Raw genomic sequence first — 25,778 nt, forward strand, 5'->3', positions numbered from 1 at the left:
GTTTACGATGACAATGTTCTGATTAAATTAGAGAAATCTTCTTTGATATCGTGGCTCTCTTCACGCAATTGCTCGATCTTACGGCAGGCATGAAGCACCGTCGTGTGGTCACGACCACCAAACGCATCGCCAATCTCCGGCAGACTGTGGTTAGTCAGTTCTTTCGCCAGCGCCATCGCCATCTGACGTGGACGCGCTACCGAGCGGGATCGACGTTTGGAAAGGAGATCCGCGACTTTGATCTTGTAGTACTCTGCCACCGTCTTCTGAATATTGTCGATAGTGACCAGTTTTTCCTGCAAAGCCAGTAAGTCGCGCAGCGCCTCACGTACGAAGTCAATCGTGATCGCCCGTCCGGTAAAGTTGGCGTTAGCAATGACGCGGTTAAGCGCCCCTTCCAGCTCACGTACGTTAGATCGTAGACGCTTGGCGATAAAGAACGCCACTTCGCCCGGCAAACGAATGTCGTTTTCGTCGGCCTTTTTCATCAGGATCGCCACGCGGGTTTCCAGCTCTGGCGGTTCGATCGCCACAGTCAGCCCCCAGCCGAAGCGAGATTTCAAACGATCCTCAACACCGTTGATCTCTTTCGGATAGCGATCCGACGTGAGGATGATCTGCTGATTACCTTCCAGCAGGGCGTTAAAGGTATGGAAAAACTCTTCCTGGGATCGTTCTTTATTGGCGAAAAACTGAATATCGTCGATCAGCAGCGCATCAACGGAACGGTAGTAGCGTTTAAACTCTTCGATCGCATTGTTTTGCAGGGCTTTTACCATGTCCTGAACAAAGCGTTCGGAGTGCATATAAACCACTTTGGCATTCGGCTTGCGCGCCATAATGCCATTACCCACCGCATGCAGCAGGTGAGTTTTACCCAGCCCCGTGCCGCCATAAAGGAACAGCGGGTTATAGGCGCCGCCCGGGTTGTCTGCCACCTGGCGAGCCGCCGCGCGCGCCAGTTGGTTAGATTTACCTTCGACGAAGTTATCAAACGTATGTTTAACGTTGACGTTGGAACGATAGGTCGGTTCTGCCGGAGCCGGAACGTTATCCCAGCCTGAGCGCGTAGAAGGCGCAGCGCGTTGCGGCTGCACCTGCGCTGCCTGAGCGGGTGCAACTGTATTGCTGGCAGGGACTTTCAGCGTTTGTGTCACGGGCTTTGTGCCCACTTCAAAACGCAGCTGTGGGGCATCCGCTCCACAGAAACTGGTTAGCAGTCCATTGATATTATTGAGGTACTTGTCCCTTACCCAATCGAGGACAAAACGGTTTGGCGCGTACAAGGCCAGCGTGTTATCGCTCAGTTCCGCCTGCAATGGGCGTATCCACATACTGAATTCTGTGGCTGGTAACTCATCCTGCAATCGGGCAAGACACTGCTGCCAAAGCGAAAGTGACACGGCGGACTCCACTCGAACAAAAGTCGATTATGACTAAGGCTGAAACATTCATGATTGTTGACGCACGTCGAAAAGACCCTGCATGAGGGTGACGCACGAACCGCTGTCTGCGGTTATATGCCCGATCAAGATCCTGCAAAACGATCGGGACCGCGGATCATAGCCTAAACTGCGCAAGAGATCTTCTGTTTCTCACAGATTTTCCCGATTTATCCACAGGGCTTTCCAGAACTCGCTAAGTGTAAACGATCCTGCCGCAAGGCGGGCACGATTTACGCCGCATATTGGAAAATTTAATGACCTTAGACAAAATTAGGCTTAATCGATCTAATAAAGATCCTGGACGATCCTTGCGCTTTACCCGGTAGCCCGTATAATCCTCGCCCCGGCGCGCCATGCTGGTTTTCACTGGTGTGAAGCCGTACATTTTCCCAGCGAAAAGGTGCGGAAAAGCGCGGTAAATAAGGAAAGAGAATTGACTCCGGAGTGTACAATTATTACAATCCGGCCTCTTTAATCACCCATGGCTTCGGTGTCCATCGTTTCATTTTTCGGCGGATATCCAATAAAGCCATTGAATTTATTCAAGTTTAGGTAGAAATCGCCATGAAACGCACTTTTCAACCGTCTGTACTGAAGCGCAACCGTTCTCACGGCTTCCGTGCTCGTATGGCTACTAAAAATGGTCGTCAGGTTCTGGCACGTCGTCGTGCTAAAGGCCGCGCTCGTCTGACCGTTTCTAAGTAATATAGCTAACCCCTGCGTGGTTAAGCTCGCATTTCCCAGGGAGTTACGTTTGTTAACTCCCAGTCAATTCACATTCGTCTTCCAGCAGCCACAACGGGCTGGCACGCCGCAAATTACCATTCTCGGCCGCCTGAATTCGCTGGGGCATCCCCGTATCGGTCTTACTGTCGCCAAGAAAAACGTTCGACGCGCGCATGAACGCAATCGGATTAAACGTCTGACGCGTGAAAGCTTCCGTCTGCGCCAACATGAACTCCCGGCTATGGATTTCGTGGTGGTGGCGAAAAAAGGGGTTGCCGACCTCGATAACCGTGCTCTCTCGGAAGCGTTGGAAAAATTATGGCGCCGCCACTGTCGCCTGGCTCGCGGGTCCTGATAGCCCTCATTCGGGTCTATCAACGCCTGATTAGTCCGCTACTCGGGCCGCATTGTCGTTTCACTCCAACCTGTTCAAGCTACGGAATTGAGGCATTGCGCAGGTTTGGAGTGATAAAAGGCAGTTGGTTGACGGTGAAACGCGTATTAAAATGCCACCCTTTACACCCTGGTGGTGACGATCCCGTCCCGCCCGGACCATTTGATACCAGAGAACACTAACGATGGATTCGCAACGCAATCTTTTAGTCATCGCTTTGCTGTTCGTGTCTTTCATGATCTGGCAAGCCTGGGAGCAGGATAAAAACCCGCAACCTCAGGCCCAACAGACCACGCAGACAACGACCACCGCAGCGGGTAGCGCCGCCGACCAGGGCGTACCGGCCAGTGGCCAGGGGAAACTGATTTCGGTTAAGACCGACGTGCTTGATCTGACCATCAACACCCGTGGTGGTGATGTTGAACAGGCTCTGCTCCCGGCTTACCCGAAAGAGCTGAACTCTACCCAGCCGTTCCAGCTGCTGGAAACTTCACCGCAGTTTATTTATCAGGCACAGAGCGGTCTGACCGGTCGTGATGGCCCGGATAACCCGGCTAACGGCCCGCGTCCGCTGTATAACGTTGAAAAAGACGCTTATGTGTTGGCTGAAGGTCAAAACGAACTGCAGGTGCCGATGACGTATACCGACGCGGCAGGCAACACGTTTACCAAAACGTTTGTCCTGAAACGTGGTGATTACGCTGTCAACGTCAACTACAACGTGCAGAACGCTGGCGAAAAACCGCTGGAGATCTCCACCTTTGGTCAGTTGAAGCAATCCATCAATCTGCCACCGCATCTCGACACTGGAAGCAGCAACTTCGCACTGCATACTTTCCGTGGCGCGGCGTACTCCACGCCTGACGAGAAGTACGAGAAATACAAGTTCGATACCATTGCCGATAACGAAAACCTGAACATCTCTTCGAAAGGTGGTTGGGTGGCGATGCTGCAACAGTATTTCGCGACTGCGTGGATCCCGCATAACGACGGCACCAACAACTTCTACACCGCTAATCTGGGTAACGGCATCGCCGCTATCGGCTATAAATCTCAGCCGGTACTGGTTCAACCAGGTCAGACTGGCGCGATGAACAGCACCCTGTGGGTTGGCCCTGAAATTCAGGACAAAATGGCAGCTGTTGCTCCGCACCTGGACCTGACCGTTGATTACGGTTGGTTGTGGTTCATTTCTCAGCCGCTGTTCAAACTGCTGAAATGGATCCATAGCTTTGTGGGTAACTGGGGCTTCTCCATTATCATCATCACCTTTATCGTTCGTGGCATCATGTACCCGCTGACCAAAGCGCAGTACACCTCCATGGCGAAGATGCGTATGCTGCAGCCGAAGATTCAGGCTATGCGTGAGCGTCTGGGCGATGACAAACAGCGTATCAGCCAGGAAATGATGGCGCTGTACAAAGCTGAGAAGGTTAACCCGCTGGGCGGCTGCTTCCCGCTGATTATCCAGATGCCAATCTTCCTGGCGTTGTACTACATGCTGATGGGTTCCGTTGAACTGCGTCAGGCACCGTTTGCACTGTGGATCCACGACCTGTCGGCACAGGACCCGTACTACATCCTGCCGATCCTGATGGGCGTAACGATGTTCTTCATTCAGAAGATGTCGCCGACCACTGTGACCGACCCGATGCAGCAGAAGATCATGACCTTTATGCCGGTCATCTTCACCGTGTTCTTCCTGTGGTTCCCGTCAGGTCTGGTGCTGTACTATATCGTCAGCAACCTGGTAACCATTATTCAGCAGCAGCTGATTTACCGCGGTCTGGAAAAACGTGGCCTGCATAGCCGCGAGAAGAAAAAATCCTGATTCGGTGAGTTTTCGCTAAAATAAGGGCGGTCAGTTGACCGCCTTTTTTCTTTTCGTAGGGCGGATAAGCACCGCGCATCCGCCACACAAAGCAACAGGAACATCATGAGCGATAATGACACTATCGTAGCCCAGGCCACGCCTCCGGGACGTGGCGGCGTTGGCCTCCTGCGCATCTCCGGCTTCAAAGCCCGTGAAGTTGCCGAAACCGTGCTGGGTAAACTGCCTAAGCCGCGCTACGCCGATTATCTTCCGTTTAAAGACGCCGACGGCAGCGTGCTCGATCAGGGGATTGCGCTATGGTTCCCTGGCCCGAACTCGTTCACCGGCGAAGATGTGCTGGAACTGCAAGGTCATGGCGGTCCGGTGATCCTCGACCTGCTGTTAAAACGCATTCTGACCATTCCCGGCCTGCGGATTGCTCGCCCTGGTGAGTTTTCCGAACGCGCGTTTCTTAACGATAAACTCGACTTAGCCCAGGCCGAGGCGATTGCCGATCTTATCGATGCCAGTTCGGAACAGGCAGCCCGTTCGGCACTTAACTCGCTGCAAGGCGCATTCTCCGCACGGGTCAACCATCTGGTGGAAGCCCTCACCCACTTGCGCATTTACGTCGAAGCGGCAATTGATTTCCCCGATGAAGAGATCGATTTCCTCTCCGACGGCAAAATTGAAGCCCAGCTCAATGACGTGATTGCTGATCTTGATGCAGTGCGTGCCGAGGCTCGTCAGGGCAGCTTGTTGCGCGAAGGGATGAAAGTGGTGATTGCCGGACGTCCTAACGCCGGTAAATCGAGCCTGTTAAACGCGCTGGCTGGCCGTGAAGCAGCAATCGTGACTGATATCGCCGGAACCACGCGTGACGTGCTGCGTGAGCATATCCACATTGACGGAATGCCGCTGCATATCATCGACACTGCCGGGCTACGTGAAGCCAGTGACGAAGTGGAACGTATTGGTATCGAGCGCGCGTGGCAGGAAATTGAACAGGCCGACCGCGTGCTGTTTATGGTCGATGGCACCACGACAGACGCTGTTGATCCGGCAGAGATCTGGCCGGAATTTATCGCCCGTCTGCCTGCGAAACTACCGATCACCGTGGTGCGCAATAAAGCCGATATCACCGGCGAAACGCTGGGAATGAGCGAAGTGAACGGTCATGCGTTGATTCGTCTCTCTGCAAGAACTGGCGAAGGCGTGGACGTGCTGCGTAACCATCTCAAACAGAGCATGGGCTTTGACACCAACATGGAAGGCGGCTTCCTGGCGCGCCGTCGTCACCTACAGGCGCTGGAACAGGCGGCGGAGCATTTGCAGCAAGGTAAAGCACAGCTGTTGGGCGCATGGGCGGGCGAATTGCTGGCGGAAGAGCTACGCCTGGCGCAGCAGAACTTGAGCGAGATTACCGGGGAGTTTACCTCTGACGACCTACTGGGGCGGATTTTCTCCAGCTTCTGTATCGGTAAGTAACCGCACTTACGAAGCCGCATCTGGTAATCAGGATGCGGCTTTGTTTTCCTGTTTGCATACTTTTTATTAATCAATTCATCTTATAAACATTAAAATTTTAATGCAGCGTATTTTTCTGAAAAAAAACATTTAATAATGCATCTCGAACGATTGTGATTCGATTCACATTTAATAAACTTAGGAATAGATATAAAAATCTTAATGTAATAGTGTAGCAACATGTCTTTCGAGGATAAGTGCATTATGAATATCTTACATATATGTGTGACCTCAAAGTGGTTCAATATTGACAACAGGATTGTCGATCACCGCCCTTAATTTGCCCTTCTGTAGCCATCACCAGAGTCAAACCAATTAGATTCAATGTGATCTATTAGTTTGCCATGCCTTAATTTTACCTTTTAGACAAGCCATTATTGCTTTATCTATTTGCTCGTCTAAATAAATGTACTCGTATACATAATTATGGTGAATTAATGGTTATTGCAGACGCAATATTCACAGGGATCACTGTAATTAAAATAAATGAAGGATTATGCAATGGAAAACTTTAAACATCTCCCTGAACCGTTCCGCATTCGTGTTATTGAGCCAGTAAAACGTACGACTCGCGCTTACCGTGAAGAAGCGATTATTAAATCTGGTATGAACCCGTTCCTGCTGGATAGCGAAGATGTGTTTATCGATTTACTGACCGACAGCGGCACCGGGGCGGTAACCCAAAGTATGCAGGCAGCGATGATGCGCGGCGACGAAGCCTACAGTGGCAGCCGCAGCTACTATGCGTTAGCCGAGTCAGTAAAAAATATCTTTGGTTATCAATACACTATTCCGACTCACCAGGGCCGTGGCGCAGAGCAAATCTATATTCCAGTACTGATTAAAAAACGCGAGCAGGAAAAAGGTCTGGATCGCAGCAAAATGGTGGCGTTCTCTAACTATTTCTTCGATACCACGCAGGGCCATAGCCAGATTAACGGCTGTACCGTGCGTAACGTCTATATCAAAGAAGCCTTCGATACTGGCGTACGTTACGACTTTAAAGGCAACTTTGACCTCGAAGGTTTAGAACGCGGTATTGAAGAAGTTGGCCCGAATAACGTGCCGTATATCGTTGCGACCATTACCAGCAACTCCGCAGGTGGCCAGCCGGTTTCACTGGCAAATATGAAAGCGATGTACAGCATTGCGAAGAAATACGATATTCCGGTAGTGATGGACTCCGCGCGCTTTGCCGAAAACGCCTATTTCATCAAACAGCGTGAAGCGGAATATAAAGACTGGACTATCGAGCAGATCACTCGCGAAACCTATAAATATGCCGATATGCTGGCGATGTCCGCCAAGAAAGATGCGATGGTGCCGATGGGCGGCCTGCTGTGCGTGAAAGACGACAGCTTCTTCGATGTCTACACCGAATGCAGAACGCTGTGCGTAGTGCAGGAAGGCTTCCCGACTTATGGTGGTCTGGAAGGCGGTGCGATGGAGCGTCTGGCGGTGGGTCTGTATGACGGCATGAACCATGACTGGCTGGCTTATCGTATTGCGCAGGTGCAGTATCTGGTCGATGGTCTGGAAGAGATTGGCGTAGTATGCCAGCAGGCGGGCGGTCATGCGGCGTTCGTTGATGCCGGTAAACTGTTGCCACATATCCCGGCAGATCAATTCCCGGCACAGGCACTGGCTTGCGAATTGTATAAAGTTGCCGGTATCCGTGCGGTAGAAATTGGTTCCTTCCTGTTAGGTCGCGATCCGAAAACCGGTAAACAACTGCCTTGCCCGGCAGAACTGCTGCGTTTAACCATTCCACGCGCAACATATACCCAAACACATATGGACTTCATTATTGAAGCCTTCAAACATGTGAAAGAGAACGCGACAAATATTAAAGGATTAACCTTTACCTACGAACCAAAAGTATTGCGTCACTTCACCGCAAAACTGAAAGAAGTTTAATTAACACTACAGAGTGGCTATAAGGATGTTAGCCACTCTATTTCCCCTACATCCTCAATAACAAAAATAGCCTTCCTCTAAAGGTGGCATCATGACTGATCAATCAGAAAAAAAGCACTCTGCATTTTGGGGTGTTATGGTTATAGCCGGTACAGTAATTGGCGGTGGGATGTTTGCTTTACCAGTTGACCTTGCCGGTGCCTGGTTTTTTTGGGGCGCTTTTATTCTTATTATCGCCTGGTTTTCAATGTTACATTCAGGCCTATTATTATTAGAAGCGAACTTAAATTACCCCGTCGGCTCCAGTTTTAACACCATCACCAAAGATTTAATTGGCAACACCTGGAACATTATTAGCGGTATTACCGTTGCCTTCGTTCTCTATATTCTCACTTATGCTTATATCTCTGCTAACGGCGCAATCATTAGCGAAACGATATCGATGAATTTGGGCTATCACGCTAATCCACGCATTGTCGGGATCTGTACGGCCATTTTCGTTGCCAGCGTATTGTGGATAAGCTCTTTAGCCGCCAGTCGTATTACCTCGTTGTTCCTCGGGCTGAAGATTATCTCCTTTGTGATCGTGTTTGGTTCTTTCTTCTTCCAGGTCGATTATTCCATTCTGCGCGATTCCACCAGCACGACTGCGGGGACGTCTTACTTCCCGTATATCTTTATGGCTTTGCCGGTGTGTCTGGCGTCATTTGGTTTCCACGGCAATATTCCCAGTCTGATTATTTGCTATGGCAAAAAGAAAGATAAACTAATCAAAAGCGTAGTTTTCGGCTCGCTGCTGGCACTGGTGATTTATCTCTTCTGGCTTTATTGCACGATGGGGAATATCTCGCGAGAAAGTTTTAAAGCGATTATCTCCTCGGGCGGCAACGTTGATTCACTGGTAAAAACGTTCCTCGGCACCAAACAGCATGGCATTATCGAATTTTGCCTGCTGGTGTTCTCCAACTTAGCTGTCGCCAGTTCGTTCTTTGGCGTCACGCTTGGGCTGTTCGATTACCTGGCGGATCTGTTTAAGATTGATAACTCCCACGGCGGACGTTTCAAAACCGTGCTGTTAACCTTCCTGCCACCCGCTTTGTTGTATCTCGTCTTCCCGAATGGCTTTATTTACGGGATTGGCGGTGCCGGACTGTGCGCCACCATCTGGGCGGTCATTATCCCCGCGGTACTGGCAATCAAAGCCCGCAAGAAGTTTCCCAATCAGATATTCACGGTCTGGGGCGGCAATCTTATTCCGGCGATTGTCATTCTCTTTGGTATCACCGTGATTTTGTGCTGGTTCGGCAACGTCTTTAACGTGTTACCTAAATTTGGCTAATCCCTTAAAGAAGCCAGCGGTCATTCGCTGGCTTCTTGCCTGAAAGGAAATCTCTTTTGTCCAAATGGCAACTCGCCTGATTCTCCTTCACCACGTATGCTTTGCGTCACCTTCCCGTCAGGACGCTTTATCCCATGTCCCGCTTTTTAATTTGTAGTTTTGCTCTGGTTTTACTCTATCCCGCAGGTATTGATATGTACCTGGTCGGCTTACCGCGCATCGCCGCCGATCTCAATGCCAGCGAAGCGCAGTTGCATATTGCGTTCTCCGTTTACCTTGCGGGGATGGCGGCAGCAATGTTATTTGCCGGTAAAGTGGCCGACCGTTCAGGGAGAAAACCTGTCGCCATCCCCGGCGCGGCGCTATTTATTATCGCCTCTGTGCTCTGTTCACTGGCTGAAACCAGCGCGTTATTTCTTGCAGGACGCTTTCTGCAAGGACTCGGCGCGGGCTGTTGTTACGTGGTGGCATTCGCGATTTTACGCGACACGCTGGACGATCGACGTCGGGCAAAAGTGCTGTCATTACTCAACGGCATTACCTGCATCATTCCGGTGTTAGCGCCAGTGCTTGGCCATCTGATTATGCTTAAGTTCCCGTGGCAGAGCCTGTTCTGGGTAATGGCGCTGATGGGTGTCGCGGTACTCATGTTGTCATTGTTTATTTTAAAAGAAACCCGCCCTGCGGCACCTGCCGTTTCGGGCAAAACACGAGAAAATACCGAGTCTTTGCTTAACCGCTTTTTCCTCAGCCGAGTGCTTATCACCACCCTCAGCGTCTCAGTCATACTTACCTTCGTGAATACGTCGCCAGTATTGATGATGGAAATCATGGGCTTTGCGCGCGGAGAATATGCCACCATTATGGCGTTGACCGCAGGTGTTAGCATGACCGTATCATTCTCCACGCCATTTGCGTTGGGGATTTTTAAGCCACGTACGTTGATGATCACCTCGCAGGTGTTATTTCTGGCGGCGGGAATCATTCTTGCGTTTTCGCCTTCCCATGCAGTTTCGCTGTTTGGCATCACGTTGATTTGCGCTGGTTTTTCAGTGGGATTCGGCGTGGCAATGAGTCAGGCGTTAGGGCCGTTTTCATTACGCGCGGGCGTAGCCAGTTCGACATTAGGCATTGCACAGGTTTGCGGTTCATCACTGTGGATTTGGCTAGCGGCGGTAGTCGGCGTAGGCGCATGGAATATGCTGATCGGGATTCTGATTGCCTGTAGCATAGTGAGCCTGTTGCTGATTATGCTCGTCGCGCCTGGACGCCCCGTTACCGCTCATGAAGAAATCCATCACCACACTTGCTCTGAATTTGCTGCTCTGCCTGCAATTGCTGATGCAGGAGCGCAGCGTGACCAAAGCGGCGAAGCGGATGAACGTGACGCCTTCGGCGGTGAGCAAATCTCTGGCAAAGCTTCGGATATGGTTTGATGACCTGCTCTTTGTGAACTCACCGCTGGGCCTGACGCCAACGCCGCTGATGGTCAGCATGGAGCAAAATCTGGCGGAGTGGATGCAAATGAGCAATCTGCTGCTGGATAAACCGCACCACCAAACGCCACGTGGTCTGAAGTTTGAGCTGGCAGCAGAATCGCCGCTGATGATGATTATGTTTAATACGCTGTCGAAACATATTTACCAGCGTTACCCACAGGCGACGATTAAACTGCGCAACTGGGATTATGACTCGTTGGATGCAATTATTCGTGGCGAAGTGGATATCGGTTTTACCGGACGAGAAAGCCACCCTCGCTCGCGAGAACAGCTTAGTCTTCTGCCGTTGTCTATTGATTATGACGTATTATTTACAGACTTACCGTGCGTCTGGTTGCGCAAAGATCATCCGGCGCTGCGTGAAGAATGGGATCTGGATACTTTTTTACGTTATCCACATATCAGCATTTGCTGGGAACAGAGCGATACCTGGGCGCTGGACAATGTGTTGCAGGAATCAGGACGCGAACGCACGATTGCCATGAGTCTGCCGGAATTCGAGCAGTCACTGTTTATGGCGGCGCAGCCCGACAATTTGCTACTGGCGACCGCACCGCGCTACTGTCAGTACTACAACCAACTCCACCAGCTTCCACTGGTTGCACTCCCTCTCCCGTTTGACGAAATCCAGCAAAAAAAGCTGGAAGTGCCGTTTACTCTGCTGTGGCACAAACGGAACAGCCATAACCCGAAGATCGTCTGGTTACGGGAAACCATTAAAAATCTTTACGCCTCGATGACATAATTAAATCGTATAAAACGCGACCATATTTCGCGATAAAATGTAAAAAACATGTAATAAATTTGTCTGAATCGAACTTTTCGCCGCTTTAGTCTGTCCATAATTTCAGTAAATGATTACTCTGTATTCATAATGGACCATTAAGCATGGAGCGAAAAATGGCGACTCACTTTGCCCGAGGGATTTTAACGGAAGGACACCTGATATCTGTTCGTCTACCCTCCCAGTGTCATCAAGAAGCCCTAAATCTTCCCCCTCATCGTCAAAGTCGTTTCCTGGCGTCCAGAGGTTTACTCGCAGAACTGATGTTCTTGCTGTACGGCATTAGTGAATTGCCGGAAATCGTCACCCAGGCTAAAGGAAAGCCGGTTTTCCACGATAGAAATTTACCATCATTTTCAATAGCCTATGCCGGAAACATGGTCGGAGTGGCGTTAACAACTGAAGGTGAATGTGGCCTCGATATGGAACTACAGCGCGCGACTCGTGGGTTTCATAGCCCTCACGCGCCCGATAACCATGCTTTTTCCAGCAATGAATCACTATGGATCAGTAAGCAAAACGATCCTAACGAAGCGCGAGCGCAGCTCATCACGCTGCGCCGAAGCGTGCTAAAACTTACCGGTGATGTTTTGAATGACGACCCGCGAAATCTGCAGTTGATGCCCATTGCGGGACGCCTGAAATGTGCCCATGTAAATCATATAGAAGCGATATGCGACGCAGAGGAAGTGCTGGTATGGTCCGTGGCGGTCAGCCCAGCGATTGAAAAGCTCAATGTCTGGGAGTTTGATGGCAAGCAAGGCTGGAAAAGCCTGCCGGATATTCACAGCCGCGCCAATAATCCTACCAGCCGGATGATGCGTTTTGCCCAGCTCTCTACCGTGAAGTCATTTTTGCCAAATTGATAGACAACCACAGGAGTCATCATGTCTGAAAAATTGAAGGTGGTTACGTTATTGGGAAGCCTGCGCAAAGGTTCATTTAATGGCATGGTTGCACGTACCCTGCCGAAAATTGCCCCAGCGGGTATGGAAGTTAACGCGTTGCCATCTATTGCTGACATTCCCTTATATGACGCAGACGTACAGCAGGAAGACGGTTTTCCAGCAACGGTTGAAGCTCTGGCGGAACAGATTCGTCAGGCGGATGGTGTGGTGATCGTGACGCCGGAATATAACTACTCGGTGCCGGGTGGACTGAAAAATGCCATCGACTGGCTTTCCCGCCTGCCCGATCAGCCATTGGCCGGTAAACCGGTGTTGATTCAGACCAGCTCAATGGGCGTAATTGGCGGCGCACGCTGTCAGTATCATCTGCGCCAGATTCTGGTCTTCCTGGATGCAATGGTAATGAACAAACCAGAGTTTATGGGCGGCGTGATTCAGAACAAAGTCGATCCACAGACTGGAGAAGTGATTGATCCGGGAACGCTGGACCACCTGACCGGGCAGTTGACCGCATTTGGCGAGTTTATTCAACGCGTTAAGATCTAAATAAAAAACCCGCCAGCAATCATGCATGGCGGGTTTTTAACGCGCTATCGATTTTAGTGGGCGTCGATAAAGACAATTTTCAGCACAAACAGCAGCGCCACGATAATCACGCACGGGCTAAGGTCGCGCAGACGGCCTGTACCGATTTTCATCACGCAGTAGGAGATAAAGCCCAGCGCAATACCTTCGGTAATCGAGAAGCTAAACGGCATCATCACGGCAGTAATAAACGCCGGAACGGATTCGGTGAGATCCTGCCATTTCACACGCGCAAGACTTGAGGTCATCAGTACGCCAACGTAAATGAGCGCGCCAGCCGCGGCGTAGCCAGGTACCATCCCCGCCAGCGGCGACAGGAAGATAACCAGCAGGAACAGCAAACCAACAACCACTGCCGTCAGACCAGTACGCCCACCAACGGAAACACCGGAGGAGGACTCAATATACGCCGTAACAGAAGAAGTACCGATAAACGAACCGGTCACGGAAGAGATACTGTCGACATACAGCGCCTGCTTCATGCGCGGGAATTTACCTTTCTCATCCGCCAGACCTGCTTTATCAGTCACGCCAATCAGCGTACCGGAGGAGTCAAACAGGTTAACCAGCATGAAAGAGAAAATCACGCCAGCCAGTCCGAGGTTGAATGAACCAGCTAAATCCACATGCCCCACCACGGTCATCACGCTCGGCGGCGCGGAGACAATGCCGTTGTAGTGCACATCACCCAACATCCAGCCCAGCAGCGTTGTCACCACGATAGAAACCAGCACCGCTGCGTGAATGTTACGTGAAGCCAGAATGGCGATGATGAAGAAGCCGAGGATACCCAGCAGCACACTGTGAGAAGTCAGATTACCGATACTCACCAGCGTTTCCGGATTAGCGACAATCACACCTGCGTTTTTCAGCCCCATCATGCCGATGAACAGGCCGATACCGCTGGTGATCCCCACACGCAGACTCACCGGAATGTTGGCAATCATCCAGTAGCGAACGCGGAAGATTGTCAGTAACAGCAGACCAATAGCGCCCCAGAAGATTGCGCCCATCCCGACCTGCCACGGCAAGCCCATCGCCTGCACAACGACAAAGGCGAAGAATGCGTTCAGGCCCATAGCTGGTGCTAGCGCAACTGGAAGATTAGCAAACAGCCCCATAAGAATACTGCCGAACGCAGCAATCAGACAGGTGGTGACGAAGACGGCGCTGGTGTCCATGCCAGCAACGCCGAGAATTTGCGGGTTAACAAAAACGATATAAACCATCGTCAGGAAGGTGGTAAAACCGGCGATCACTTCGGTCCGTGCCGTCGTGCCATGTTCGCGCAGTTTAAACACGCGTTCCAGCATCCCCTGGCCAGAAGCCTGGGTTGTGTGTTGTTGACTCATTATCTATTTCCGAACAAGGAGGGAAAATACGTCGCTATCGTATACCAAAATGAGACAATATGGACGGCTGAAGATAACTTTTTTTCATTGTATTTGCTTATACGGCAACGATTGCGTCATGCGAATATGCCTGACGAAAACGTTAAACTAACGATAAAGGAAAGACATGTCCCAGATAGAAGCGGTATTTTTCGACTGCGACGGTACGCTGGTCGACAGTGAGGTTATTTGCTCTCGAGCCTATGTCACGATGTTCAGGGAATTTGGCATTAACGTTGACCTTGAAGAAATTTTTACCCGCTTTAAAGGCGTAAAACTCTACGAAATCATCGACATCATTAGCAAAGAACAGGGCGTAGAAATGGTCCGTGCCGATGCCGAACACGTTTACCGTGCGGAAGTGGCGCGCCTGTTTGATAGCGAGCTTGAGGTGATTGCAGGAGCGAACGAATTGCTGGCTTGTGTGAAAGTGCCGATGTGCGTCGTCTCTAACGGCCCGGTCAGCAAGATGCAGCATTCGCTTGGTAAGCTCAACATGCTGCACTATTTCCCGGAAAAACTGTTCAGCGGTTACGACATTCAGCGTTGGAAGCCCGACCCGGCATTAATGTTCCATGCGGCAAAAGCGATGAATGTGAACGTTGAAAACTGCATTCTGGTCGATGACTCCAGCGCCGGTGCGCAGTCAGGAATCGATGCCGGTATGGAAGTGTTTTACTTCTGCGCTGCCCCGCACAATAAGCCGATCGTTCATCCGAAAGTCACCACCTTTACCGAGTTGGCGCAGTTACCTGCGCTCTGGAAGGCACGAGGCTGGAATATTACGGCATAACGCTTCAAACTCCCTTCACTTACCCCGCCCGGCAAGGCGCTCAAAGGTAAGCAAAGGGAGTTTGATATGTCAGTTCAACGTCGGGTAATGCATCACGCGTCTACCAGGATTCGGTATTTAATATCCTGAAACAGACTCTTTACGCTAAGCGGGATGCTTTATCTTTAAGCTACTCAAAAGCAGACAGGATGTTTCTATGACTCAAAATATCAGGCCGTTACCCCTATTCAAATATCATCCAAAACCACTGGAAACAGGCGCATTTAAGCAGGATAAAACCGTAGAGTGCGATTGCTGTGAACAACCGACGTCAGTTTATTACTCTGGTCCTTTTTATTGTGTTGATGAAGTTGAATATCTCTGTCCGTGGTGCATTGCGGACGGTTCTGCGGCAGAAAAGTTTGCAGGTAGTTTTCAGGATGATACAAACATTGAAGGCGTTGAATTTGAGTATGATGAAGAGGACGAATTTGCCGGTGTTAAGAACACATATCCTGACGAAATGCTGAAAGAGTTGGTTGAACGCACGCCAGGTTATCATGGATGGCAGCAGGAATTCTGGCTCGCACATTGTGGCGATTTCTGTGCTTTTATCGGCTATGTGGGCTGGAATGAGATAAAAGATCGCCTCGATGAATTTGCCAATCTTGAAGAAGATTGTGAAAATTTCGGTATTAAAAATTCTGATCTAGCTAAATGTTTGCAAAACGGCGGTGATTGTCAGGGTTATCTGTTCCGCTGTCTCCACTGCGGTAAGCTGAGACTGTGGGGCGATTTTTCGTAATGCTACTCTGCCCGGTAAGTTTTACCGGGCAGAGAGCCAGGTGCAGCGCACGCTTAGCGTTACGCTTTCGAATCTTTCTCTGCCAGCAATTTATCCAGCTCATCGCCGCCGACGTGACGGAAATCCTGCCCTTTCACGTAGTAGAAGATGTATTCACAGATATTCTGGCAGCGGTCACCTATACGTTCGATTGAACGTGCGCAAAACAGCGCGGTAAGTACGCTCGGAATGGTGCGCGAATCTTCCATCATGTAAGTCATCAGCTGGCGCACGATACCTTCGTACTCCTGATCGACTTTTTTATCTTCACGATAAATACGCACCGCTTCGTCAATATCCATGCGCGCAAACGCGTCCAGCACATCATGCAGCATCTGGATAGTGTGACGCCCCAGTGATTCCAGGCTTACCAGCAACGGCTGATGCTGCTGGGAGAATTTCTCCAGTGCAGTGCGACAGATTTTATCCGCCACGTCGCCAATACGCTCCAGCTCGGAAATGGTTTTACTGATAACCATAACCAGACGCAGGTCGCTCGCCGTCGGCTGACGTTTGGCAATAATGCGCACGCAGGCTTCATCGATTGCCACTTCCATCATGTTGACGTTCTTGTCGCCTTCGATCACGCGTTTTGCCAGATCGCTGTCCTGGTTGTGCATCGCGGTGATTGCATCAGAAAGCTGCTGCTCCACCATGCCGCCCATGGTCATCACCTGCGTGCGGATGCTTTCCAGTTCGGCGTTGAACTGGCCGGAAATATGTTTATTAAGATTGAGACTGTCCATAACGCACTCCTGAATCAACCGTAACGACCGGTGATGTAGTCTTCTGTTTGTTTCTTCGCTGGCTTGGTGAACAGATCGTCCGTGTTGCTGAACTCAATCAATTCGCCCAGATACATAAACGCCGTGTGGTCGGAACAACGCGCAGCCTGCTGCATGTTGTGGGTGACGATCACCACGGTGTAATCCTGCTTCAGTTCGGTGATCAGCTCTTCAATACGCCCGGTAGAGATGGGGTCGAGCGCCGAACACGGTTCGTCGAGCAGCAGCACTTCCGGGCGAATGGCGATACCACGCGCAATACACAGACGCTGTTGCTGACCGCCAGAGAGAGAGTAACCGCTCTGGTGCAATTTATCTTTGGTTTCGTTCCACAATGCAGCTTTGGTCAATGCCCACTGCACTCGCTCGTCCATGTCAGCACGGGAGAGCTTCTCAAACAGACGCACGCCAAAAGCGATGTTGTCGTAAATGGACATCGGGAACGGCGTCGGTTTCTGAAACACCATGCCCACTTTCGCACGCAGCAGAGCGATATCCTGAGTGTTGGTCAGAATGTTGTCGCCATCGAGCAGAATTTCACCTTCCGCGCGCTGCTCTGGATACAGTTCAAACATTTTGTTGAAGGTACGCAGCAGCGTCGATTTACCGCAGCCGGACGGCCCGATAAACGCCGTAACCTGGTTTTTAGCGATATCCAGGTTGATGTTTTTCAGGGCATGGAATTTGCCGTAGTAGAAGTTCAAATTACGAACCTGAATTTTACTCGGGGCAGTTTCAACCATACTCATTGCAATCTTTTCCTCATCGTGCCTGATGCACTTCGCGAATCAGGCTTACCGTAGGCCGGATAAGGCGTTCACGCCGCATCCGGCAAAGTGTTAACCGTGTTTATTCTTCGCAAAAACAACGCGCGCCAGAATGTTCAGCAGCAGTACGCACAGGGTAATGATCAACACCCCGGCCCAGGCCAGTTGCTGCCATTCCGCAAACGGACTCATCGCAAACTTAAAGATCGTCACCGGCAGGTTGGCGATCGGTTGCATCATGTCCGTGCTCCAGAACTGGTTGGAGAGCGCGGTAAACAGCAGCGGCGCGGTTTCACCAGCAATACGGGCAATCGCCAGCAGGATACCGGTCATAATCCCGGACACCGACGCTTTCAGCGTAATCGCGGAGATCATCTTCCACTTCGGCGTACCCAGCGCATAAGCCGCTTCACGCAGGCTGTCCGGCACCAGTTTCAGCATGTTCTCGGTGGTGCGGATAACAATCGGCACCTGTAACAGCGCCAGCGCAATCACACCCGCCCAGCCGGAGAAGTGCTCCATCTGCGCCACCACGATGGTGTAAACAAACAGACCAACCACAATAGACGGCGCGGAGAGCAGAATGTCGTTAATGAAGCGAATCACTTCTGCCAGCCAGGATTTACGACCATATTCCGCCAGATAAATCCCCGCCATAATGCCCAGCGGCGTACCGAATACCGTGGCCCACAAAATTAACAGCCCGCTACCCGCCAGGGCGTTCGCCAGACCACCGCCTTCCGTATTGGGCGGCGGCGTCATTTCAGTGAACAGCGCCAGCGACATACCATCTATACCGCGAGTGATGGTGGACATTAAAATCCAGATCAGCCAGAACAGACCGAAGGCCATCGTCGCCATCGAGAGCGTCAGTGCAATACGGTTTTTGAGGCGGCGACGCGCCTGCATTTTGCGGCGGGATTCCGCCAGCGCCGCAGTGGTTTGCATTTCAACCATAGCCATTAGCGTGCCCCCTCATTCTTAGCCAGGCGCATAATCATAAACTTCGATGCGGCGAGGACGATGAAGGTAATCACAAACAGGATCAGGCCCAGTTCCATCAGTGCGGCAACGTGCAGACCGGATTCCGCTTCGGCAAATTCGTTGGCCAGTGCAGAGGTGATACTGTTGCCCGGCATGTACAGCGAGGCGCTGTCGAGCTGGTAGGTGTTACCGATGATAAAGGTCACCGCCATCGTTTCACCGAGCGCGCGCCCCAGACCCAGCATAATGCCGCCGATTACCCCATTTTTGGTGAACGGAAGAACAATACGCCAGATAACTTCCCAGGTGGTGCAGCCAATACCGTAGGCCGACTCTTTCATCATCACCGGGGTTTGTTCGAACACATCGCGCATTACCGCCGCAATGTACGGAATGATCATGATGGCGAGGATCACGCCTGCCGCGAGGATACCGATACCAAAGGCCGGGCCGGAGAACAGCGCGCCGACAATCGGGATATTCGACATGATATTGCCGACCGGCTCCTGGAAGTAAACGGCGAACAGCGGCGCAAAGATAAACAGGCCCCACATGCCGTAAACGATACTTGGAATGGCTGCCAGCAGCTCAATGGCGATACCCAGCGGGCGCTTCAGCCAGCCAGGCGCAAGCTCGGTCAGGAACAGGGCGATACCGAAACTCACCGGGACGGCGATCAGCAGCGCGATAAACGAAGTTACCAACGTACCGTAGATCGGCACCAGCGCCCCGTAGATATCGTTCGGTGCATCCCACTCTTTGGTCCACAGGAAAGCCAGACCAAATTTCTGAATGCTCGGCCAGGAGGAGATGATCAGAGAGACAATAATGCCACCCAACATCAATAGCACAATCAGCGCCGCCAGTTTTACCAGCACGCTGAAAATTATGTCGCCCTTTTTACCCGGTGGGTTAAAAGCAGGCTTGGTTGCAGCCATAAGTTACTCTTCAGTTAAACGCGTTTACAAAGTCATTTTGTAATGCCGGATGCTGCGTTAACGCCTCATCCGGCCTGGAGTTTTATTAGTACAGCGGCTTACCGCTACTGTCTTTAATATTGGTCTTCCACGCAGCGCGAACCTGTTCAACTACGCTATCCGGCAGACTGGCATAATCCAGGTCGTTCGCCTGTTTAGCCCCGGTTTTGTACGCCCAGTCGAAGAACTTCAGCACTTCTGTGCCTTGTTCTGGTTTCTTCTGATCTTTGTGGATCAGAATGAACGTGGTAGAGGTAATAGGCCACGCATCTTCGCCTTTCTGGTTGGTCAGATCCTGAGCGAATGTTTTGCTCCAGTCTGCACCTTTTGCTGCATTAGCGAAGTTTTCTTCGGTCGGACTAACCGGTTTACCGTCAGCGGAGATCAGTTTGGTGTACGCCAAGTTGTTCTGCTTCGCGTAAGCATATTCAACGTAACCAATTGCACCCGGCAGACGCTGAACGAACGCGGCGATACCGTCGTTACCTTTACCGCCCAGACCAATCGGCCATTTTACGGTAGAGCCAGTACCAACGTTGTTTTTCCACTCTTCGTTCACTTTCGCCAGGTAGCTGGTGAAGACGAAGGAAGTCCCGGAGCCATCTGCACGGCGCACTACAGCGATATTCTGTGAAGGCAGTTTCAGACCCGGATTCAATTTGGCGATGGCTTCATCATCCCACTTTTTAATTTTGCCCAGGTAGATGTCGCCGAGAGTTTTACCGTCCAGCACCAGTTCGCCAGACTTAAGCCCCGGCAGGTTAACCGCCAGTACCACGCCGCCAATTACGGTCGGGAACTGGAACAGGCCTTCCTGAGCCAGTTTTTCGTCAGACAGCGGCGCGTCAGAAGCACCGAAATCAACGGTGTTAGCGATAATCTGTTTTACGCCGCCGGAAGAACCGATACCCTGGTAGTTAACTTTATTACCGGTTTCTTTTTGGTAAGTGTCAGCCCATTTGGCATACACCGGCGCAGGAAAGGTTGCACCTGCACCTGTCAGGCTTGCTTCTGCAAACACAGAGAAAGCGCTCATCGATAAGGTCGCGGCGACAACAGTTGCGACGGTGGTACGCATAACTTTCATAATGTCTCCTGGGAGGATTCATAAAGCATTGTTTGTTGGCTACGAGAAGCAAAATAGGACAAACAGGTGACAGTTATATGTATGGAATATGACAGTTTTATGACAAAGCAAGTTTATTGATTAACTTATTGATTTTCATGGCCAACAAAAAGAAAAACGATGTCATCTTTTTGTCATGTCATGTTAAAGAATAGCGGGAAAAATGCGTAAGATGGCAACGGCGAGTGGAAGCGCCGTTGTCCAGTTAGTTTAGCGAACAATCTCAACCGTTATCGTTGCAGTAGCGGTAAATGTTCCTGGTGCGGGGCGAGCCCCCGTGAGGCTTGCAGGAGCAGCAGAAAAAGTGACGCTACCGTCTTTTTCACCAAGGACGGTTGATTTACCCATATCTGTCGGCAGTTCACCACCGTTAACGTTGATTTCCTTATTATTTTTATCATAAATTTTTATCCCAACGTTCGGGTTTGATGTCACGACCATTGAGTTGTCAGTACTGGGTTCGGTAGCATAAAAAGAGGTACTGATATCATCAGTATTCAATACGCCTAAATTTTCACATTCAATAGTGACCGTTTTAGTAATTTTATGCGTTGTTACTGTACTCCCGACAACAGATGAAAAATCTGCTGCTGGAATTTCTCTAAAATCAAAATTAATCGTCTGTAAGTTATTAATTTCACAACTCTGCGGCGCGGTGATATCACCACGAATATAAATATCAGCCATCGGTTGCGAATAGTCAACCGGCGTATCATTACTTATAGTTCCGTACAATTTCGCCACAAGCGTTTGAGGAACAATCAATTTTCCCGCAAATGTTTTCTTGACATAAAAATAAATTCTCGCTTTTGCCCCGCTGGAAGCATTTAATGGTTCAGTGCGATCACATTTGTATTTACCGGAAGGCCTGTTGGCCTGATATTCAAAAGGGGCGTTAATATACCCTACACCAAGAATGTCTATTGATATCCCTACATCAAGGTTAGGATTCAGGTCATAGTATTTTACATTAGAGTGAACCCCCGCATAACTTAAGGCATCGTTTATTCTTGCTGTATAATATATATAAGGAAACTCTCCCACTGTTCCTGTATCACAATGACAATGTGCAGGATAAGAGTCTCCGTTTGTCACTACGGTATTAAATGTCGTTCCGACTCTGTTCTCGTTTGCCGTAATCAGAAAACCTGAAAAATCAAGTAAACTATGAAATACACCATTATCAGGGGTACAAATACCTTTCGGGGCTGCAAGTGCCACGCCACTAAAGGAGAAGATAAAGACAGCAAAGCACCACTGTATAATATACTTATTCATAAAAATCCTTTTAATGACATGTCACACCTTGTTCAATTAAGCCGCTCTCACTTTCTGGTATTGAAAGGGAATAATCGAAGGTGCATTTAGTGACGGCATTTTCACCCCAGGAGAGCATCACCTGCCCCTTTTCAGGAAGGCCCGAGAGATAAAGTTCTCCCTGGTCACCGACAATTCCTGAATCAGCGGAGCTTGTATTTTGTACAGAAGCAATAGCGCCAAAAGGTGCTGGCTTACCTTTTGCATTCATTACTCTGAAAAGAACGCGATAGCCCACGTGGGTAACAAATTCTGCTTTAACCACCGCGCCACGGGTGGGAACCATCGTAACGACGGTATTATCAAGTTCTATATTCGACTTCGAGAAATAGTTATCGCTGATTGCTACCCGGTTTTCATCATAAGGGTTTAGCTGTGTCTTGACCGTATAGCCACGCCAGTCCGTTGCTGCACCACGCATATTATCGATTTCCAAACCGGCGGCCCCTGGCGCTTTAACGAGAGCGATTGTTTCACCCAATTCCTGGCTTAACGTTACTCCTTCACTGTGCGCCAGAATGCCTCCCCTGATACCATAATTAAGTCGCTGGGAATTTTGGCTGTAGTTATAACTGCCGTTCACTGTGCCGTAAGTTCCGTCATAGGTCAGTGACATATTACCGCCGACTTCATCATCACGGCTGTTATAGGACTGCATTAAATTCCAGGAAAGATTATTTCTCTCCAGAGCCGTACCACTGAGTCCAAGTTGATGTGAGCTACCGGAATTATCGTTTTGTGAAACAGAATAGGTGGCGTAACTATTTCCCCACCAGCCCGATAAAGGAACAGATAAAGAGAGCATGTAGATCTGCTCACTGGTGTTATCACTGGCATGGTTGTTACCCGTCCCCTGCCGGGCAGTATTGGAATAACTCCAGGAGACGTTCCACGAGAGACGCTTCCAGCTACTGCTGTAGCCAAATTGCATTAATCGTTCAACATCATCGGTATGCCAGTACTGTTGGCGACTTAATGTCAGATATAAGTTGCCATAATCTCTGCCCAGTGATTGCGTTAGCGTTCCTTCCACACGGCTGCGGCGGTTACCGGTTTCCCAAAAATCTTCAGGATTATTACGCCGGGACGCCCATTCATTGAGGGTATAATAGCCTTCGGTGGAGTAACGATAGCCAACCAGGCGCAAGCTGGTATCCGTATCATCAAAACGTTTCGAATACAGAAAGCGATAAGACTGACCGGTTTCCGTATCATCATGACTAAATTTCGCGCGGGCATGTGTCACATCAAAAGAAATTGCGCCCAGAGAACCTAGATCTTTACCCACGCCCAGAGCGGCAGAACCATAATTTTCAGCAGCCTGTATGCCACCATACAATGTAAAACCATGGGGAAAACCATGAAGGATCTGTGCCTGAAGAACATCAGGGGTAAAGCCATCTTCATCGCGCAATTCCCCCACACTGACATCAACATCAGTCTGACCTTCACGCTTGAGGATCGCCAAAGAGGCATAAGGTTGGGTGAATCGTTGTTCGCTACCATCTTCTTCTTTGATAGTCACGTCCAGATCGCCACCTGTGCTGGCAGTGTTGAGGTCGGTGATTTCAAAGGCACCTTGTGGAACGGCAGATTGATAAATCACGTAGCCATTCTGGCGAATGATGACAGTGGCATTGGATTTTGCAATTCCCCGAACTACTGGCGCAAACCCATTCTGGCTGGCAGGTAACATGTCGTTGTCGGTATACAGGCGTGCTCCGCGGATTTGTGTACTGTCAAAAATATCGCTCGCCGTCCACGTATCGCCGATCATAATCTGGCTTCTTAATGCCGCAATATCACGCTGTATCCAGGTGCTGATAGAGTTGTATTCCGCCCGACCATCAGTGGTGTTTAAGGTACTGTAATTACGTAGCCGCCATGACCCAATATTCAGCCCGTTGCGCAAATTGAGATAACTGGTATCTGTCTCCTCAGAACCATAATCCGAACGCAGGGTATGTGAACCAGAAAAATCGTAGTTGATAGTGAGCGCGTTAATCCCCTCATCCCAACGCGTGGGGCTTATGTAATCAAAAGCCATCGCGTCCATGTAGATTTGGGGAATGGATATATTCAGTTGTAATTTATCACTGTCGAACTGCCAGGATGAGCCTTCAATACGTGGCGCAGGATCAAGGCAGGTCGTTTCATCCACGTTATTGAGCGACTTCAAGGCATCAACTTTTACGCCAAAAGAGGCCAGCGTTTTTTTAATGGCAATAAAGCAGGCGTGTAGATCGGCATCGGGGTTATCCTGAACAAAAGTAACATCCTGACGTTCAAACATTTTCCCATTAATAAAAATATCAACGCTATAAACGCCAGGAGGCATCATATTTGCCCGGTTAAACTGACGAATATCGACTTCGGATTTATGGTCGATTTCCAGAAGCGCCGGATTGAATACACTGACCTCGGCCATCAGGCTTTGCGAGAAAATCAGACACGTCCCTGCCGTGAGGCCAACCACTATTCTGGTCGTCATCATAATACGCCTATCCTTATCCCTTGCTTACAGCATCATTTTTATCGGGTCACTGACTGCGCCGTAATCATTAATAAATCGCCAGGTCATTTGGCCTCCCGCAGAATTAGCAGGTAAAGGTAACGTGAGCGTTTCAAAAGGACGGATCATGTTGAGAGGCACATCATGACCATCAACGATGACATCCATCACACTGATATGAATTGGGTTGGGATTCTCTGCTATGAGATTTCGCCCTTCCCGGCGCCACTTCACCTTCGGTGCAGCCTCTTCGGGAATAAGGCGGATATTTGCTGGTCGCCAGAACAGCTTGATACGCGTTTTGACTGCGATTTCTAGCGAGTTCGCCGCTTTGTTGCTCGCAGAGGGCGGAATATTTTTAATATTCAGCCAGAAGACTGACTCGCGATCATCAGGCAATGACACACCTTTGGTGTGAATAATGCGTAATACTTTTTCTTGCGCGGGTTCTAATCGTGATACCGGAGGAATAACGGTAAACGGCGCTTTACTTTTATCCTCTTTATTAAACGGATCTACCCAAGCCTGGATGAGGTAAGGTATTTTTTCTTCTTTGCTAAATACAGAAATAGATTTATCGGCATTATTACTTAAGTAAACTACCCGCGTACCGCCAATGACAACACCTGCATAGGTTAATGCTGACTGGCCTAGAAAAAGGCTTAGTATAATAGCGATAAATAACTTACATGAAACTGTTGTTTTAAAGAGCCTGATTAAACAACTTTTTCTGGACATAACGACTCCCTGGCCAAAGCCAACTGAATAAAAAGGCCCTTGATAAATTATTTCTTATATTCGACGGTAAATTGTGAATCAGCGTTCGCCGTACCCGCCGTTACGGTCACATTGGTTGCCACATAGCGTGCAATAAACTTCATTTCAGCGGTGCCATCAGCTTCGATAGCGGTATAGGCGGAGTCGTTATAGAGTTTAACCTGAGAATTATCGGACTGGTTAAAAATACGGATACCTACGCCAGTAGCAACTATTGCAGCGCCAGTGCCAGTATAATCACCCGGATCGCTCGCAGTAATTGGTGTACCTACTTTCAGGTCACCGTCTCCGCCAGGCGCTTCGGTACCATCAAAACGAACGGCTGCCTGAGTATAGGTTGCCGGACATTTTTCCAGTTTAATACTAAATTGTTGTGGTGATGCCAGACTTCCTACACCAGAAAATGCGCTTTTGCTGACCTTACCGAGTGGGACTGTTTGATCGGCTGTATCGGAGGTAACTTCACAAGTAGTGTCGACAATTTCACCGACAAAATGAACAACACCATCCTCTGCCAGTGCATGCCCGGCCAACATTAAAGAAGCCAGAGTGAGTGCACTACCTATAATATTACGTTTCATAGAAACTC

At 49.9% G+C, this 25,778-nt stretch carries 25 protein-coding genes and 1 pseudogene; 15 read left to right on the forward strand and 11 right to left on the reverse strand.

Annotated features, from left to right (window positions below; all coding sequences use genetic code 11):
• Window positions 1–2 precede the first annotated feature (2 nt).
• Entirely contained in the window at window positions 3–1,403 is a 1,401-nt protein-coding gene (dnaA, locus tag D9597_RS11325; RefSeq protein ID WP_000059100.1) for a chromosomal replication initiator protein DnaA, read from the reverse strand.
• A gap of 296 nt (window positions 1,404–1,699) precedes the next feature.
• On the opposite strand from dnaA, the gene D9597_RS11330 reads away from it, so the two are divergent.
• The 13 genes and pseudogenes from D9597_RS11330 (at window position 1,700) to yieF (ending at window position 12,898) form a co-directional block, all read left to right on the forward strand.
• Window positions 1,700–1,771, forward strand: coding sequence for a hypothetical protein (locus D9597_RS11330; protein ID WP_123057980.1), 72 nt, complete (start codon window positions 1,700–1,702; stop codon window positions 1,769–1,771).
• 238 nt (window positions 1,772–2,009) lie between these two features.
• On the forward strand, window positions 2,010–2,150 hold the full coding sequence (gene rpmH / locus D9597_RS11335; RefSeq protein ID WP_000831330.1) for a 50S ribosomal protein L34: 141 nt from the start codon (window positions 2,010–2,012) through the stop codon (window positions 2,148–2,150).
• A 16-nt stretch (window positions 2,151–2,166) separates the two neighbouring features.
• Window positions 2,167–2,526: a ribonuclease P protein component gene (rnpA, locus tag D9597_RS11340; protein ID WP_000239730.1), complete on the forward strand. Its 360-nt coding sequence runs from the start codon at window positions 2,167–2,169 to the stop codon at window positions 2,524–2,526.
• On the forward strand, window positions 2,490–2,747 hold the full coding sequence (gene yidD / locus D9597_RS11345) for a membrane protein insertion efficiency factor YidD (protein ID WP_001307474.1): 258 nt from the start codon (window positions 2,490–2,492) through the stop codon (window positions 2,745–2,747). Before rnpA ends, yidD begins: the two co-directional genes overlap by 37 nt.
• A gap of 2 nt (window positions 2,748–2,749) precedes the next feature.
• Entirely contained in the window at window positions 2,750–4,396 is a 1,647-nt protein-coding gene (yidC, locus tag D9597_RS11350) for a membrane protein insertase YidC (RefSeq protein WP_064525945.1), read from the forward strand.
• A gap of 105 nt (window positions 4,397–4,501) precedes the next feature.
• Window positions 4,502–5,866 (forward strand): tRNA uridine-5-carboxymethylaminomethyl(34) synthesis GTPase MnmE, encoded by a 1,365-nt coding sequence (gene mnmE / locus D9597_RS11355; RefSeq protein WP_130222507.1) that lies wholly within the window; start codon window positions 4,502–4,504, stop codon window positions 5,864–5,866.
• A 243-nt stretch (window positions 5,867–6,109) separates the two neighbouring features.
• Window positions 6,110–6,184 (forward strand): tryptophanase leader peptide, encoded by a 75-nt coding sequence (gene tnaC, locus D9597_RS11360; RefSeq protein WP_127447239.1) that lies wholly within the window; start codon window positions 6,110–6,112, stop codon window positions 6,182–6,184.
• 222 nt (window positions 6,185–6,406) lie between these two features.
• The gene (gene tnaA / locus D9597_RS11365) at window positions 6,407–7,822 is read left to right on the forward strand and encodes a tryptophanase (RefSeq protein WP_130206804.1); all 1,416 of its coding nucleotides are present in this window, start codon (window positions 6,407–6,409) and stop codon (window positions 7,820–7,822) included.
• A gap of 91 nt (window positions 7,823–7,913) precedes the next feature.
• Window positions 7,914–9,161, forward strand: a complete 1,248-nt coding sequence (gene tnaB / locus D9597_RS11370) for a low affinity tryptophan permease TnaB (RefSeq protein ID WP_130215102.1) — start codon at window positions 7,914–7,916, stop codon at window positions 9,159–9,161.
• Between the two features lie 134 nt (window positions 9,162–9,295).
• A pseudogene (locus tag D9597_RS11375) lies at window positions 9,296–10,465 on the forward strand (MFS transporter); the annotation flags it as partial.
• A complete protein-coding gene (yidZ, locus tag D9597_RS11380) occupies window positions 10,446–11,405 on the forward strand; it encodes an HTH-type transcriptional regulator YidZ (RefSeq protein ID WP_130222509.1) in 960 nt (319 codons plus the stop codon). The pseudogene D9597_RS11375 and the gene yidZ, both read left to right, overlap by 20 nt.
• 155 nt (window positions 11,406–11,560) lie before the next feature.
• Window positions 11,561–12,310: a 4'-phosphopantetheinyl transferase superfamily protein gene (locus tag D9597_RS11385; RefSeq protein ID WP_130222511.1), complete on the forward strand. Its 750-nt coding sequence runs from the start codon at window positions 11,561–11,563 to the stop codon at window positions 12,308–12,310.
• Window positions 12,311–12,331: 21 nt separating this feature from the next.
• Window positions 12,332–12,898 carry a class I chromate reductase YieF gene (gene yieF, locus D9597_RS11390; RefSeq protein ID WP_130215096.1) on the forward strand — a complete coding sequence of 189 codons (567 nt, stop codon included), beginning with the start codon at window positions 12,332–12,334 and terminating at the stop codon, window positions 12,896–12,898.
• A 53-nt stretch (window positions 12,899–12,951) separates the two neighbouring features.
• Here the strand turns inward: yieF and adeP are convergent, their stop codons facing one another.
• On the reverse strand, window positions 12,952–14,289 hold the full coding sequence (gene adeP, locus D9597_RS11395; protein WP_064525932.1) for an adenine permease AdeP: 1,338 nt from the start codon (window positions 14,287–14,289) through the stop codon (window positions 12,952–12,954).
• A gap of 166 nt (window positions 14,290–14,455) precedes the next feature.
• Between adeP and yieH the strand changes: the two genes are divergently transcribed.
• Entirely contained in the window at window positions 14,456–15,121 is a 666-nt protein-coding gene (gene yieH, locus D9597_RS11400; RefSeq protein WP_130222513.1) for a 6-phosphogluconate phosphatase, read from the forward strand.
• A 196-nt stretch (window positions 15,122–15,317) separates the two neighbouring features.
• The gene (gene cbrC / locus D9597_RS11405) at window positions 15,318–15,905 is read left to right on the forward strand and encodes a PF03691 family colicin E2 tolerance protein CbrC (protein ID WP_130222515.1); all 588 of its coding nucleotides are present in this window, start codon (window positions 15,318–15,320) and stop codon (window positions 15,903–15,905) included.
• 59 nt (window positions 15,906–15,964) lie between these two features.
• Here cbrC and phoU read toward each other — a convergent pair whose 3' ends face one another.
• The 9 genes from phoU to lpfA-O113 all read right to left on the reverse strand — a co-directional run bounded on the left by phoU (window position 15,965) and on the right by lpfA-O113 (window position 25,770).
• Window positions 15,965–16,690 carry a phosphate signaling complex protein PhoU gene (phoU, locus tag D9597_RS11410; protein WP_130206818.1) on the reverse strand — a complete coding sequence of 242 codons (726 nt, stop codon included), beginning with the start codon at window positions 16,688–16,690 and terminating at the stop codon, window positions 15,965–15,967.
• A gap of 14 nt (window positions 16,691–16,704) precedes the next feature.
• Window positions 16,705–17,478, reverse strand: coding sequence for a phosphate ABC transporter ATP-binding protein PstB (gene pstB, locus D9597_RS11415; RefSeq protein WP_000063126.1), 774 nt, complete (start codon window positions 17,476–17,478; stop codon window positions 16,705–16,707).
• A gap of 90 nt (window positions 17,479–17,568) precedes the next feature.
• Window positions 17,569–18,459: a phosphate ABC transporter permease PstA gene (gene pstA, locus D9597_RS11420; protein WP_001251991.1), complete on the reverse strand. Its 891-nt coding sequence runs from the start codon at window positions 18,457–18,459 to the stop codon at window positions 17,569–17,571.
• The gene (gene pstC / locus D9597_RS11425) at window positions 18,459–19,418 is read right to left on the reverse strand and encodes a phosphate ABC transporter permease PstC (RefSeq protein WP_000741620.1); all 960 of its coding nucleotides are present in this window, start codon (window positions 19,416–19,418) and stop codon (window positions 18,459–18,461) included. The genes pstA and pstC overlap by 1 nt, the downstream gene beginning before the upstream one ends.
• Before the next feature lie 85 nt (window positions 19,419–19,503).
• Window positions 19,504–20,544 (reverse strand): phosphate ABC transporter substrate-binding protein PstS, encoded by a 1,041-nt coding sequence (gene pstS, locus D9597_RS11430; RefSeq protein ID WP_000867162.1) that lies wholly within the window; start codon window positions 20,542–20,544, stop codon window positions 19,504–19,506.
• A 249-nt stretch (window positions 20,545–20,793) separates the two neighbouring features.
• Window positions 20,794–21,861 (reverse strand): fimbrial protein, encoded by a 1,068-nt coding sequence (locus D9597_RS11435; RefSeq protein WP_130222517.1) that lies wholly within the window; start codon window positions 21,859–21,861, stop codon window positions 20,794–20,796.
• Window positions 21,862–21,871: 10 nt separating this feature from the next.
• Complete coding sequence (lpfC-O113, locus tag D9597_RS11440; RefSeq protein ID WP_130222519.1) at window positions 21,872–24,394, reverse strand: long polar fimbrial usher protein LpfC-O113; 2,523 nt, start codon at window positions 24,392–24,394, stop codon at window positions 21,872–21,874.
• Window positions 24,395–24,418: 24 nt separating this feature from the next.
• Complete coding sequence (gene lpfB-O113 / locus D9597_RS11445; RefSeq protein WP_130222521.1) at window positions 24,419–25,150, reverse strand: long polar fimbrial chaperone LpfB-O113; 732 nt, start codon at window positions 25,148–25,150, stop codon at window positions 24,419–24,421.
• A gap of 47 nt (window positions 25,151–25,197) precedes the next feature.
• A complete protein-coding gene (gene lpfA-O113 / locus D9597_RS11450; protein ID WP_130222523.1) occupies window positions 25,198–25,770 on the reverse strand; it encodes a long polar fimbria major subunit LpfA-O113 in 573 nt (190 codons plus the stop codon).
• Window positions 25,771–25,778: the final 8 nt, after the last annotated feature.

Origin of the sequence: Escherichia sp. E13S3 (assembly GCF_004212325.1) — a bacterium.
Lineage (GTDB): Bacteria > Pseudomonadota > Gammaproteobacteria > Enterobacterales > Enterobacteriaceae > Escherichia.

What these genes read in the sequence shown, in the direction of transcription:
- D9597_RS11435 (WP_130222517.1), bottom strand. Translation starts at nt 21,861, where the DNA reads ATGAATAAGTATATTATACAGTGGTGCTTTGCTGTCTTTATCTTCTCC.
- pstC (WP_000741620.1), bottom strand. Translation starts at nt 19,418, where the DNA reads ATGGCTGCAACCAAGCCTGCTTTTAACCCACCGGGTAAAAAGGGCGAC.
- lpfA-O113 (WP_130222523.1), bottom strand. Translation starts at nt 25,770, where the DNA reads ATGAAACGTAATATTATAGGTAGTGCACTCACTCTGGCTTCTTTAATG.
- pstA (WP_001251991.1), bottom strand. Translation starts at nt 18,459, where the DNA reads ATGGCTATGGTTGAAATGCAAACCACTGCGGCGCTGGCGGAATCCCGC.
- mnmE (WP_130222507.1), top strand. Translation starts at nt 4,502, where the DNA reads ATGAGCGATAATGACACTATCGTAGCCCAGGCCACGCCTCCGGGACGT.
- tnaB (WP_130215102.1), top strand. Translation starts at nt 7,914, where the DNA reads ATGACTGATCAATCAGAAAAAAAGCACTCTGCATTTTGGGGTGTTATG.
- pstS (WP_000867162.1), bottom strand. Translation starts at nt 20,544, where the DNA reads ATGAAAGTTATGCGTACCACCGTCGCAACTGTTGTCGCCGCGACCTTA.
- yidC (WP_064525945.1), top strand. Translation starts at nt 2,750, where the DNA reads ATGGATTCGCAACGCAATCTTTTAGTCATCGCTTTGCTGTTCGTGTCT.
- pstB (WP_000063126.1), bottom strand. Translation starts at nt 17,478, where the DNA reads ATGAGTATGGTTGAAACTGCCCCGAGTAAAATTCAGGTTCGTAATTTG.
- tnaA (WP_130206804.1), top strand. Translation starts at nt 6,407, where the DNA reads ATGGAAAACTTTAAACATCTCCCTGAACCGTTCCGCATTCGTGTTATT.
- phoU (WP_130206818.1), bottom strand. Translation starts at nt 16,690, where the DNA reads ATGGACAGTCTCAATCTTAATAAACATATTTCCGGCCAGTTCAACGCC.
- yidZ (WP_130222509.1), top strand. Translation starts at nt 10,446, where the DNA reads ATGAAGAAATCCATCACCACACTTGCTCTGAATTTGCTGCTCTGCCTG.
- lpfC-O113 (WP_130222519.1), bottom strand. Translation starts at nt 24,394, where the DNA reads ATGATGACGACCAGAATAGTGGTTGGCCTCACGGCAGGGACGTGTCTG.
- adeP (WP_064525932.1), bottom strand. Translation starts at nt 14,289, where the DNA reads ATGAGTCAACAACACACAACCCAGGCTTCTGGCCAGGGGATGCTGGAA.
- D9597_RS11385 (WP_130222511.1), top strand. Translation starts at nt 11,561, where the DNA reads ATGGCGACTCACTTTGCCCGAGGGATTTTAACGGAAGGACACCTGATA.
- rpmH (WP_000831330.1), top strand. Translation starts at nt 2,010, where the DNA reads ATGAAACGCACTTTTCAACCGTCTGTACTGAAGCGCAACCGTTCTCAC.
- yieH (WP_130222513.1), top strand. Translation starts at nt 14,456, where the DNA reads ATGTCCCAGATAGAAGCGGTATTTTTCGACTGCGACGGTACGCTGGTC.
- yidD (WP_001307474.1), top strand. Translation starts at nt 2,490, where the DNA reads ATGGCGCCGCCACTGTCGCCTGGCTCGCGGGTCCTGATAGCCCTCATT.
- lpfB-O113 (WP_130222521.1), bottom strand. Translation starts at nt 25,150, where the DNA reads ATGTCCAGAAAAAGTTGTTTAATCAGGCTCTTTAAAACAACAGTTTCA.
- cbrC (WP_130222515.1), top strand. Translation starts at nt 15,318, where the DNA reads ATGACTCAAAATATCAGGCCGTTACCCCTATTCAAATATCATCCAAAA.
- yieF (WP_130215096.1), top strand. Translation starts at nt 12,332, where the DNA reads ATGTCTGAAAAATTGAAGGTGGTTACGTTATTGGGAAGCCTGCGCAAA.